Here is a 12200-nt window from a genome sequence, read left to right as displayed (position 1 = left end):
AAAGAGGACCGGACATGCTCCTGATTCCCTGCCCCAACTGCGGCCCCCGGGACGAGACCGAATTCCACTACGGCGGCCAGGCCCACGTGCCTTACCCCGAAAACCCCGCCGAACTCACGGACCGGGAATGGGCCGAGTACCTGTTCTACCGGGACAACACCAAGGGCGCGTTCGCCGAGCGCTGGCAGCACAGCACCGGCTGCCGGCAATGGTTCAACATGCTCCGCGACACCCTCACCTATGACATCCACGCCGTCTACCCGATGGGCCAGCTCCGCCCGGCGGCCACGGCCACCAGCCCCGTGCTCACGGAAGGAACCACCAAATGACCGCTCAGCAGCCCGCGCGCCTTGGCGCCGGCGGACGCATTGACCGCAGCGTCACGTGGCGCTTCACCCTGGACGGCCGCGAATACACGGGCCACCCGGGCGACACCCTCGCCTCCGCCCTGCTGGCCAACGGCCGGCACCAGGTGGGCAACTCCCTCTACGAGGACCGGCCGCGCGGCATCATGTCGGCCGGCGTCGAGGAATCCAACGCCCTGGTCAAGATCGCCGCCCGGTTCCCGGGCCACGTGGCGGAGTCCATGATTCCGGCCACCACGGTGACCCTCGTGGACGGCCTCAGCGCCGAACTGCTCAGCGGACTGGGCAAGCTGGACCCGGCCGAGGACCGCGCCGAGTACGACAAGAAGTACGTCCACACCGACGTCCTGGTGGTCGGCGGCGGCCCGGCAGGCCTGGCCGCCGCCCGCGAAGCCGTCCGCACCGGCGCCCGCGTCATCCTGATCGATGACCAGCCCGAGCTCGGCGGCTCCCTGCTCTCCGGTTCCACCGCCCCGGAGCTTGCCGACAGCATCGAAGGCAAGCCTGCCCTGGACTGGGTGGCCGATGTCGAGGCCGAACTGATCTCCGCGGCCGAATGCACCGTGCTGAACCGCACGAGCGCCTTCGGCTCCTACGACTCCAACTACGTCATCGCGGTGCAGAACCGGACCGACCACCTGTCCACCCCGGCCGCCCCCGGTGTCTCCCGGCAGCGGATCTGGCACATCCGGGCCGCCCAGGTGGTCCTTGCCCCCGGCGCCCACGAACGCCCCCTGGTCTTCGAGAACAACGACCGCCCCGGCATCATGCTCGCTTCCGCCGTCCGCAGCTACCTTAACCGCTACGCCGTCGCCGCCGGTTCCCGCGTGGTCATCAGCACCACGAACGACAGCGCCTACGCCCTGGCCGCGGACCTCCGCGCCGCCGGCATTGGCGTCGCAGCCGTCGTCGATGCCCGCCCGCAGCTGAGCGCCGTGGCGGCCGCGACGGCGGAGACCGGCACCCGGGTGCTGATCGGCAGCGCCGTCGTCAACACCACCGGCGCCGAACGCATCGACGGCGTCACCGTCCGCAGCATCAACGACGCCGGCGACCTCACCTCGGGCATCGAAAACATCGCCTGCGACCTGCTGGCGGTCTCCGGCGGCTGGTCACCGGTGGTCCACCTGCACTCCCAGCGGCAGGGCAAGCTGCGCTGGGATGACGACCTGGCAGCATTCGTGCCCGCCAGCATCGTCCCCAACCAGCAGGTGGCCGGCTCCGGCCGCGGCAGCTTCGAGCTCGCCGACTGCCTCGCCGAAGGCATCTCCGCCGGTGCCGCGGCGGCCATCGCCGCCGGCTTCGCCTCCACCATCGAGCCGGCCACCCCGGAAGCGCCGCGCGCCGCCGCCCCGACCCGCCAGCTCTGGCTGGTCCCCGGCCAGGAGGGCACCCCGGGGGAGTGGCACCACCACTTCGTCGACTTCCAGCGCGACCAGACCGTCGCCGACGTCCTGCGCTCCACCGGTGCCGGCATGCGCTCGGTGGAACACGTCAAGCGCTACACCTCGATCAGCACCGCCAACGACCAGGGCAAGACCTCCGGGGTGAACGCGATCGGCGTGATCGCCGCCGCCCTCAAGCAGGCCGGCGCACCCGCCGGCGCCACACCGGGCATCGGGGAAATCGGGACCACCGCGTACCGCGCTCCCTTCACCCCCGTGGCGTTCGCCGCACTCGCCGGCCGCCAGCGCGGGGAGCTCTTCGACCCGGCCCGCCTGACCTCCATCCACCCCTGGCACGTCGCCCAGGGCGCCCTCTTCGAGGACGTCGGTCAGTGGAAGCGCCCCTGGTACTACCCCCAGAACGGCGAGGACATGGACACCGCGGTCCTGCGCGAATGCGCCGCCGTCCGCGACTCCGTGGGCTTCATGGACGCCACCACCCTGGGCAAGATCGAGATCCGCGGCAAGGACGCGGGCGAGTTCCTGAACCGCATCTACACCAACGCGTTCAAGAAGCTCGCCCCCGGTTCGGCCCGCTACGGCGTCATGTGCACCCCCGACGGGATGATTTTCGACGACGGCGTCACCCTGCGCCTCGACGAGGACCGGTTCTTCATGACCACCACCACCGGCGGCGCCGCGAAGGTGCTGGACTGGCTGGAGGAATGGCTGCAGACCGAATGGCCCGAACTGGATGTGCACTGCACCTCCGTCACGGAGCAGTGGTCCACGATCGCCGTCGTCGGACCCAAGTCACGCGCCGTGATCGCCAAACTCGCCCCCGAGCTGGCGGCCGATGGCGGCCTCGACGCCGAAGCCTTCCCGTTCATGACCTTCCGGGAAACCACGCTGGCCTCCGGCGTGCAGGCCCGGATCTGCCGGATCTCGTTCTCCGGCGAGCTCGCCTACGAAATCAACGTCCCGTCCTGGTATGGGCTGAACACCTGGGAGTCCGTGGCCGCGGCCGGGGCCGAGTTCAACATCACCCCGTACGGCACCGAAACCATGCACGTGCTCCGGGCCGAGAAGGGCTACCCGATCGTCGGCCAGGACACCGACGGGACCGTCACCCCGCAGGATGCCGGCATGGACTGGGTGGTCTCCAAGGTCAAGGACTTCATCGGCAAACGCTCCTACACCCGCACGGACGCCGCCCGCACCGACCGGAAGCACCTGGTCAGCGTCCTGCCGGTCGACGGGACCATCCGGCTGCCGGAAGGCACCCAGCTCGTGGAACAGGGCATCACCGTCAACCCCGCCTACGGACCCGTCCCGATGCAGGGCTTCGTCACCTCCAGCTACCACAGCGCCGCCCTGGGCCGCTCCTTCGCCCTGGCCCTGATCAAGAACGGCCGCAACCGGATCGGCGAAACCCTGGTGGCTGCCGCCGGCGACGAGCTCGTGGACGTCGTGGTCGCAGAAACCGTACTTTTTGACTCTGAAGGGACCCGCAAAGATGGCTGACACCGCAGCACTCGAAAACTCCAAGAAGATCCAGACTCTCCGGAAGAGCCCGGCCGCCGTTCTGAGCGCGGCCTTCGCGGCCGGCTCCGTCGCCGGCGTCGTGGAACTGCGTGAGGTGCCGTTCCTGACCATGGCAGGGCTCCGGGCCAATCCGGCCGGCGACGCCGGGGCGCGGCTGGGTGCCCTCACCGGCGGCCTGCCCACGGTGTCCGGCGAGGTGCGCGGCAGCGGCGACACCGCGGTGCTGTGGCTGGGCCCGGAGGAATTCCTCCTCGTGGCACCCGCCGAGGCCCACGAAAGCCTGGGCGGAACCCTTCCCGGCGCGCTCGTCGATGCGCTCGGTGACGGCGAAGGCCAGGTGGTGGACCTCTCCGCCAACCGCACCACGTTCGAGCTCTCCGGCCCGCGGGCCCGGGCCGTGCTGGAAAAGGGCTGCGCCCTGGACCTGCACCCCCGCGTCCTCAAAGCAGGGACCGCGCTCGCCACCGAAATCGGCGGCATCCCGGCGATCCTGTGGAAGACCGCAGAGGAGAGCTACCGGATCTTCCCGCGGGCCTCGTTTGCGGAGTTCCTCGGCCGCTGGCTCCTGGACGCCATGCGGGAGTACGCCTCACCCGAGGTCCCCTGATGGCGCTCAGCGCCCTGGACCTGTTTTCTGTTGGCATCGGGCCGTCCTCATCCCACACGGTCGGCCCGATGCGGGCAGCAAAACTGTTCGCCGACGGGCTCAAAGCCGGCGGACAGCTCAGTTCCACCACCCGGGTCCAGGCCGAATTGTTCGGCTCCCTCGGCGCCACCGGACGGGGCCACGGCTCGGACAAAGCCGTGGTCCTGGGGCTCCAGGGCCTCGACCCGGAGACCGTGGACACCGCAACCGCCGATGACCAGGTGGCGGCCGCGGCCCTCGACGCCGAGCTCCGGCTTGGCGGGGACCACCGCGTCGACTTCAACTGGGACGAGGACGTGGTCCTGCACCGCCGCAAGTCACTGCCCGCCCACCCCAACGGCATGACCTTCCGGGCGCTGGACCACACCGGCGCCGTGCTCCAGGAGCGCAGCTACTACTCGGTCGGCGGCGGCTTCGTGGTGGACGGCGACGCCTCCGGCACCGACCGGGTGGTGGAGGACTCCACCGTCCTGCCGTACCCCTTCACCACCGCGGACGAACTCCTGGCCATCTGCCGCCGCGAGGACATGTCGATCTCCGATGTCATGCTCGCCAACGAGGGAGCGTGGCGCAGCGAAGCGGAGACCCGGGAGAAGCTCCTGGCCCTCTGGGCCGTGATGCGCCAGTGCGTGGAGAACGGCTGCTCCGCCGAGGGCATCCTGCCGGGCGGGCTCAACGTCACCCGGCGCGCCCCGTCCCTGTTCCGGACGCTGGCGGCGTCCGCCGCGTCCGCCCAGGCCGCGGCGGCCGCCGCCTCGCCCGCCCAGGTGCCCGCCGATCCGCTGCTGGCCATGGAATGGGTGAACCTGTTCGCCCTGGCGGTCAACGAGGAAAACGCCGCCGGCGGCCGCATCGTCACGGCGCCCACCAACGGCGCCGCCGGGATCGTCCCCGCCGTGCTGCACTACTACGTCAAGTTTGTCCCGGGAGCCAACGACGACGGCGTCGTCCGGTTTCTCCTGGCGGCCGCCGCCGTCGGCATCCTCTTCAAGATCAACGCCTCCATCTCCGGGGCCGAGGTCGGGTGCCAGGGGGAAGTCGGCTCGGCCTGCTCCATGGCCGCCGCCGGGCTCTGCGAAGTCCTGGGCGGAACCCCGGAACAGGTGGAAAACGCCGCCGAAGTGGGCATCGAACACAACCTCGGCCTGACCTGCGACCCCGTGGGCGGCCTGGTGCAGATCCCCTGCATCGAACGGAACGCCATCGCCAGCGTGAAGGCCATCAACGCCGCCCGGCTGGCTCTGCACGGCGACGGCAGCCACAAAGTATCACTGGACAAGGCCATCAAAACCATGCGCGAGACAGGAGCGGACATGAAGAGCAAGTACAAGGAGACGTCCCGAGGGGGACTCGCCGTGAATGTGATCGAGTGCTGAGCCATGACTGACACCCAGACTGAACGCCCCGCCGTCGTGCCCGCGACCACCGTTGCGCACGTCCTGACGCTCGACTGCCCCGAATCCCCGGGGATCGTGCACGCCGTGTCCGGCTTCCTGTTGGAGCACGGCTGCGACATCATCGAGAACAAGCAGTTCGACTCCCAACTGGACCACCACTTCTTCATGCGGGTCCACTTCGGCTCCGCCGGGGACGAGACCACGATCGACGCGCTGCGGGAGGCCTTCGAACCCGTCGCCGAGAGGTACGGCATGCGCTGGGAGCTCCACCGGCACGGGACCAAACGCCGGGTCCTGATCATGGTGTCCAAGTTTGAGCACTGCCTGAACGATCTCCTGTTCCGGGCCCGCGTTGGCGAACTGCCGGCCGAAATCGTCGGCGTCGTGTCCAACCACCCCGATCACCGCCGCACCGTTGAATGGCACGGCATCCCGTTCTTCCACATTCCCGTCACCGCGGACACCAAGCCGGCCGCCGAGGAACGCCTCCTGGACCTCGTGGACCGGCTGGACGTCGAACTGGTGGTGCTGGCCCGCTACATGCAGGTCCTCAGCGATGACCTCACCCGGAGGCTGGACGGCCGGGCCATCAATATCCACCACTCGTTCCTGCCCAGCTTCAAGGGCGCGAAGCCGTACCACCAGGCCTACGCCCGCGGCGTCAAGACCGTCGGCGCCACGGCGCACTACGTCAACGCGGAGCTCGATGAGGGGCCGATCATCGCCCAGCAGGTGGTGGAAGTGGACCACACTTACGGGCCGGACGACCTCGTCGCCGCCGGACGCGACACCGAGTGCAAGGCCCTCTCCAACGCCGTCCGCTGGCACTGCGAGGGGCGCGTCATCCTGCACGGCAACCGGACGGTGGTGCTGCGCTAGGTTCCGTGCCGCCGTCGGACGCCCTTCGGGGGAATTCCCGACGGCGGCGCCGGGCCTTACAGGTCGCCGTCGCCGTCCGGGCCCGGCTCCAGGAGGCCGCCGCCTGCCCACCGCCGCAAGGCGAGCCGTTCGGCGTCGTCGAATTCGATGAGGGCCACCCGGCAGAGTTCCTCCACGTTCTTCAGCCACGCGGCCGCCAGGCCCGGGGCCGTGACCTCGTCGTTGAGCTGGACATTCGCGTACCCCAGGCCCTGGATGACGAAGTTCACGGCGGCCCGGGACACCGCGGTTCCAGCCGCGACGCAGTCGTCCCGGACCAGGCGCGCCAGTTCACTGCGGTTGACCGGGCGTTCGCGGAGCGTCGACTCCATCGACAGGAAAACCTGCCGGAACTGGGCGGAGGACAGTGCGGGAATGTCGGTCACGCGCGTGATCTGATCCTCGATCGCCGGGCGGATCTCCGCCGGCGACGGCAGGTCATCCGGCGAGAACCGGGTGGCGTCCCACACCCAGCCGGGCTGTGGCGTGGCCGCGTATTCGATGCCCTGGCCGACCTGCGCAACCCAGGAGCCGAACTTGCCGTAGCCGCCCCAGTCGGTCTTGAGGGACGGGTCCGCCGTGAGCGCCCGGTGCGCCACAAGGGCACCGGTGAGCGGGCCCGGTGCGGACTGCACCAGGGCGCGGACTTCCTCGGCAGCCGTGGCCGCCGCTCCGGAGGCGGCCGGGGCGGTCCTGAACGGGGCTGCGGGCTGGCCGCGCCGCACCGGCCGGCCGGCCTCGGCACCGGTTCCGTTGAGGATCGCCACGAAGTCATGGGATTCCACCACGCTGTCGGCCATCTCGCGATAGGCGAAGGCCACGGCGCCGGCGGCGATCACGGTGGTCATGCGGTCCGCGGCCCGGAACCGCTGAACGAGGGACGTGAAGTCCGCGTCGGCGGAGGCGACGAAAAACTCGTCGATGTTCCCGGTCCCGGAGAGCGCGTCGACGGCGTCCAGGACCAGGTTGATGTCCGTGCTGCTCTTGCCGCGCTGGGTCAGGGACGGGCAGTCGATCACGCGGAACCCTGCCCTGGTCCAGTACGTCCGGTACTTGGAGAAGACCACCGGGTTCAGGTAGCAGTTGCGGATGAGGAACCGCCGGGAGGTTTCCCCGGCCCCGCCGTCGGCCAGAGCGTCCATCCAGTGCTTGGGATCCTCGGCGAACCTCTTGGCCGCCGCCGGGTCCAGCGCCTGCAGGCCTATATAGACGTTGTCGAAGTCAACGAACATTGCGGCACGGATGCCGGGCCTTCGGGACTGGGGGAGAGGTTCGGTCATCGGCTCAGTGTGCCAGTAAGTGCCGTGCGCTCACCAGATGTTGCGGGCACCAGGCCGCGTCCCCCGCTGTGACTTCCGTGTGTTTTCCCTGTGGATCGGCCGCCGGCCCTTGCGCGCGTGTGGTTGCCCGGGGCAAGCTGTTGAGAAGTTGATGAATTCATCAATAAACCGCGGGCCGACGGCGAAGACGGCGACGGAGCCTGCCACCGAGGCGGCGGCGCCCGGGCAGGAACCCGCAGGACGGGAAGGCACGTCACATGAAGCGTGCAGCATTCAAGTCAACTAAATTCTGGGCCATCGGCATTCCGTCGCTGATTGCCGTGGCAGTGGTCGTGGGAATCGGTCTCGTTATCCTGTACAGGACGACCGTTGGGCCGAACCAGGGTCCCGCTGCGTCGGCGCCTCCCGGATCGAACCCGGCGGCAGGCCGCGCGACCTACCAGGCCGTGCCGGATCAGGTGCTGTTTGCGCTCAAAACCGACGGGACGCCCAACATTTCCGGCGACCTGTCCAACATCGCCCAGGGCGACGCCGGGGACTGCTACTTCCTGGCGGCCCTGATGACCGTGGCCGCGCGGGAGCCCGACACCATTCAAAACCTGGTTCATGCCAACGGCGACGGAACGTACACCATGTCCTTCCACAGCAAGTACAACGGCGTGCCCGATCCCGTGCAGGTGACCGTCAACGGTGACCTGCCCTACCGCCACGGCGAACCCTTCGAAAACGGCATCGAAAAGATCGGCGGCAAGAACGTCTCGTGGGCGGCGATCATCGAGAAGGGATGGGCGGCTGCGAACGGCAACAGCTACAAGAACATCGACGGCACCGACCTCAGCAACGCCCAGGACCACGACGTGCACAACGCCCTCTATGCCATCACCGGCAAGGTGGGCGTGGACCGCAACCCCGGCGGTCCCATGACGGACGTGAGCTTTGAGCAGATGCAGCAGGATTTCACGAACGGCCTCATCACGCTGGGAACCTCAAACTCCGACGGCCGGCTGGACTCCGACCACTCTTACGCCGTGCTGGACGTGAACGCGTCGGACCACAGCGTGGTGGTCGGCAATCCGCAGGGCGGCCAATCCACGCTCTCCTTCGCTGCCTTCGAGTCCACCAACATCAACCAGTACATCGCGATCCCCACGTATCCCTGAGGGTTGCGTCCCCGGGGCAGGCCCGCGTGAGAAGCTTGCTTGAAAAGAGCTCACTGGGGGGACGCTTTGGACGTAGGTTCGATGGTCATCGGCGCGCTTGTGATAGTTGTGCCTGTAATTCTCGGTGTGACCGCCTTGTACTGGGTCATTCGCCTCGGCGTGAAGCACGGGCTGCGTTCCTACGAGAGGGAAAAGGCGCGGGACGTTAGCGCGAGCGGTCACTCGGCATAGCCGAACCGCGGGCTCAGGAGGACGGCAGAAACCAAGGACGACGGCGGGAGGTGACTCCCGCCGTCGTCCGTTGGCGTTGCTTACTGCCTATGAAACCGGTCTTTAGGCGCCGGGGTTCAGGCTGAGCGTGAAGGTGTTCGGGCCGCTGGCGTGGACCGCGATGTTGCTCTTGGTGGTGTTGTGGCGCTCGGAGAGGTCGTGGATCAGGGCGTCGAGCTCGTGGTGCATGGTGGCCCGGTCCCAGAGCTTGTGGGTAACAGAGTTGGCAGTTTCAAACGTCATTGTTCAGTGCTTCCATTCATGAATCCGGATGTCCGGCTGCCGCACCGATGCGGAGCCGCCGTGGGTCAAACCAGGAACGCCTGAGACCTTGGGCAGCTCTGCGAGCTCACCGGTTTGGCCTCATTGCGTCCACCTTTTCCATAGTGCACAGGCGGGCCCGGAGCTCTCAAGCCGATTGCGGGTGAGTCTGATCACAGCCGCGTGGACGGCTGCCTCAGAAGTCCTTCATATCCACCGCCACGGTCCACCTAACGAGGTCTTCGGCCGCCGGCCCTCAACGGCACCGTCCGCGGCATTCTGTCGTGCACCTGCAGAATGCGCGCTGCATAGCGTGTCGTGCCCGCGGACCTGTTCGCGCCGCCCAGTAGCCTTCAGCCCATGACGCCCGTAATTCCCCTCCTTTTCTGTGCCGTGCTCGGCCTTCTTGCCGTGTTCCAGTTGTTGCTTATCGCCGGGTTACCACTTGGCCGGTTCGCCTGGGGAGGCCGGAACGCGGTGCTTCCGGGGCGCCTCCGGATCGGGAGTGCCGTCTCAGTCCTCGTCTACGCAGTCTTTGCAGGGGTTGCCTTGGAGCGCGCAGGGCTGATTGCGATCATGCCGTCGCCGTTCGTTGGCGTGGTCGCGATGTGGGTGGTTGCTGCCTATTTGATGCTCAGCGTGCTGCCCAACCTTGCGTCCAAGAGCACGCAGGAGAGGCGCGTCATGGTCCCTGTATCTGTCGTCCTCGCTGGTCTGGCGTTTGTGATCGCGCTGGGCTGACGCGCCGGCCGGGTGCGAGTCTCTTGTCGAGCATGGACGGCGGACCCATCGGCGGCCGGCGATGTGACAGATGTGGCCGGAATAATCGCTTCATTCCGGCCAGTATCGTCCAATGGCGGCACGGCGAAGGCGGCCCGGGCTCCGGCAGGCTGCCGGCCTCAGGAATTCCTACCGGTAACGGGCAGCCGATGCGTTATTGTGCGTCGTATAGCACCAGCTTCAGTTGTGAGCGAGGTAAGCAGCATGACGGTTGCCGAGATCCAGGTGGACCAGCGGGTGATCGGGATCGACTCCCGGCGCTTCGCCTCGGTCGAAAAAGCGCTCGTGGAGTTGATCACCAACAGTGACGACAGCTACGCCCGGCTCGAGAGGGCCGGCGCCTCCGCGGCCGGACGGATCCGCGTCGGCTACGAGCGCCACCTCGCCGGGGCGGTGCTGACAGTCAGCGACCAGGCGGAGGGCATGTCCTTCGAACAGGCGGGCCGCATCCTCAGCTACGGCGGCGCGCACAGCCCGCTGTCCCGCGGCGAGGGCACCGGCCGCGGGTACTTCGGCCGCGGCCTCAAGCAGGCCATCTTCGGGCTGGGGCACGGCTGGATCGAGACCATCAAGGACGGCCGATTCACCCGCATCGACGTCTTCCGCGGAGAAAACGGCGGCTACCTGTACGACGACGACGGCGCGGACCGCCGTGCCTTCCCCGCGGACTACGCCCGGCTGGGGATCGCCGCCGGCGACGGAGCCGGGAACGACGCCGGCCACGGCACCCGGGTGACGATCGTCGTCGACAACCCGCACGTGACAATCACCCAGCACGCCACGCTGCTGCAGTCACTCTCGGACAACATCTATCTGCGGGACGTGCTGGACCGGCGGGCGGTGGAGCTGGTGCACGGCCGCCCCGGTGCGGAGGACTACGGCAGCGAGGGCATCCGGTTCCGCGAGCCCCCGGCCGCGGTGCTGATCGGTCCGGACCAGCCGGGCAGCTTCAGCTTCGAGGGCCAGGAGTTTCCCTTCACCGTCACGCTCAAGCGGGCCCGGGACGTGGAACTTACCCTCAAGGGCGACGAACGCACCGCCGGCCTGGTCGTCGAATCCGGCATGGCGGTGCTCGACTGCCAGTTGTTCGAGTACGAGAACCAGGTGGGCACCGAATACCTGTTCGGCACCGTGCGCTGCGCCGCGCTGACCGACATGCTGGGCCGGGGCAAGGCGATCATCAGCGACGAGCGGGAGGGCCTGAACCTCAAGGACCCGTTCGTCGCGGCCTTCTCCCGCGCTGTCAGCCGGATGATCGCCGGCGCCGTGCAGGCCGAGAAGGACAAACTCACGCACCTCGAACGCGCCACCACGTCGGGGCGCACCGCCGAGATGATCGAACGCCTGCTGCAGCATATGAGCGAGGCGGCCGTCGTCGATCTGGGCCTGGAGACGGCGCCGCCGCGCTGGGACGGGGACGGCTCGCCGGCCGCCGGGACGCAGCCCGCGGCGCTGCGGTTCACCACGCCGTTCTACTACCGGCCGCCGGGGCATTCGTTCCATGTCGCGCTGCTGCTGGATCCGGCCCAGTTGCCCGACGCCGGGACGCTCACCTTTGACGTCACGCTGTCCGGCTCGCTGCGGATCGATCCGGCCCCAATGCCGATCCCTGTTAGCTCACTTGGGGACACCCGGAGAATCGAGTGGACCTTGACGGGGGAGCGGGCCGGCGACCACGGCGAGATCACCGTCCGGGCCGGCGACTACTGGGCGCTGTGTGAAATCGTCATCGCCGACCACGCCTCCCGCCGCAGCGTGGACCAGCCGCCGCACCACGCCATCGCCGCCCCTGCCGCCGTCGGGGCCGCGGCGCAGCATCCCGCGCACCGCGAGGTCCGCCGCCCGAGCCGGGATCACGGCGTCGACCTCTTCACCGGTTACGACTTCCGAAACCTGCACAACAGCGCGGACCGCGCCGTCTACAGCGCCGCGGAGCGCAAGGTCATCATCAACACCGGCGCCCCGACGGTCCAGCTGTATGTCGACGGACGCGGCCGCTTCCGGGATTCCGCCCGGCTCCTGCTGGCCGAGCTGTTCCTCGACGTGATCTCCGATGAACTGGCGCGGCGCCGTGCCGAGCAGCGCGGCCATGCGGGCGACCTCGCAGCGTTCCAGGCCGCCAAGCGGGACATCATCCGGCGCTACGGCAGCGACATCCACCGCACGTTCCTGGGGTGAGGCGGCCTCTCAGGG

The 12200-nt window shown here is 68.6% G+C and carries 9 protein-coding genes and 1 pseudogene; 8 read left to right on the top strand and 2 right to left on the bottom strand.

The features are described from left to right. Window positions 1-14: 14 nt before the first annotated feature. The 5 genes and pseudogenes from CFN17_RS02545 to purU all read left to right on the top strand — a co-directional run. A pseudogene (locus tag CFN17_RS02545) lies at window positions 15-281 on the top strand (sarcosine oxidase subunit delta); the annotation flags it as partial. Between the two features lie 44 nt (window positions 282-325). After that, a complete protein-coding gene (locus CFN17_RS02540) occupies window positions 326-3274 on the top strand; it encodes a sarcosine oxidase subunit alpha family protein (RefSeq protein ID WP_208749822.1) in 2949 nt (982 codons plus the stop codon). Continuing rightward, a complete protein-coding gene (locus CFN17_RS02535) occupies window positions 3267-3902 on the top strand; it encodes a sarcosine oxidase subunit gamma (RefSeq protein ID WP_208749821.1) in 636 nt (211 codons plus the stop codon). Before CFN17_RS02540 ends, CFN17_RS02535 begins: the two co-directional genes overlap by 8 nt. Beyond that, window positions 3902-5317, top strand: a complete 1416-nt coding sequence (locus CFN17_RS02530) for an L-serine ammonia-lyase (protein ID WP_208749820.1) — start codon at window positions 3902-3904, stop codon at window positions 5315-5317. Before CFN17_RS02535 ends, CFN17_RS02530 begins: the two co-directional genes overlap by 1 nt. 3 nt (window positions 5318-5320) lie before the next feature. Beyond that, a complete protein-coding gene (gene purU, locus CFN17_RS02525; RefSeq protein WP_208749819.1) occupies window positions 5321-6217 on the top strand; it encodes a formyltetrahydrofolate deformylase in 897 nt (298 codons plus the stop codon). Window positions 6218-6273: 56 nt separating this feature from the next. Here purU and CFN17_RS02520 read toward each other — a convergent pair whose 3' ends face one another. Beyond that, window positions 6274-7536, bottom strand: coding sequence for an NYN domain-containing protein (locus CFN17_RS02520; RefSeq protein WP_208749818.1), 1263 nt, complete (start codon window positions 7534-7536; stop codon window positions 6274-6276). Between the two features lie 257 nt (window positions 7537-7793). On the opposite strand from CFN17_RS02520, the gene CFN17_RS02515 reads away from it, so the two are divergent. After that, the gene (locus CFN17_RS02515; protein ID WP_208749817.1) at window positions 7794-8696 is read left to right on the top strand and encodes a C2 family cysteine protease; all 903 of its coding nucleotides are present in this window, start codon (window positions 7794-7796) and stop codon (window positions 8694-8696) included. Between the two features lie 333 nt (window positions 8697-9029). On the opposite strand, the gene CFN17_RS02510 is transcribed toward CFN17_RS02515, so the two are convergent. Next, a complete protein-coding gene (locus CFN17_RS02510; protein WP_208749816.1) occupies window positions 9030-9209 on the bottom strand; it encodes a hypothetical protein in 180 nt (59 codons plus the stop codon). A 378-nt stretch (window positions 9210-9587) separates the two neighbouring features. On the opposite strand from CFN17_RS02510, the gene CFN17_RS02505 reads away from it, so the two are divergent. Both CFN17_RS02505 and CFN17_RS02500 read left to right on the top strand, forming a co-directional pair. Continuing rightward, a complete protein-coding gene (locus CFN17_RS02505; RefSeq protein WP_208749815.1) occupies window positions 9588-9968 on the top strand; it encodes a hypothetical protein in 381 nt (126 codons plus the stop codon). 243 nt (window positions 9969-10211) lie between these two features. Next, complete coding sequence (locus CFN17_RS02500) at window positions 10212-12185, top strand: ATP-binding protein (RefSeq protein ID WP_208749814.1); 1974 nt, start codon at window positions 10212-10214, stop codon at window positions 12183-12185. Window positions 12186-12200 lie beyond the last annotated feature (15 nt).

Origin of the sequence: Arthrobacter sp. PM3 (assembly GCF_003352915.1) — a bacterium.
Classification (GTDB): Bacteria; Actinomycetota; Actinomycetes; order Actinomycetales; family Micrococcaceae; genus Arthrobacter.
This window is presented reverse-complemented; position numbering and strand designations above follow the sequence as displayed.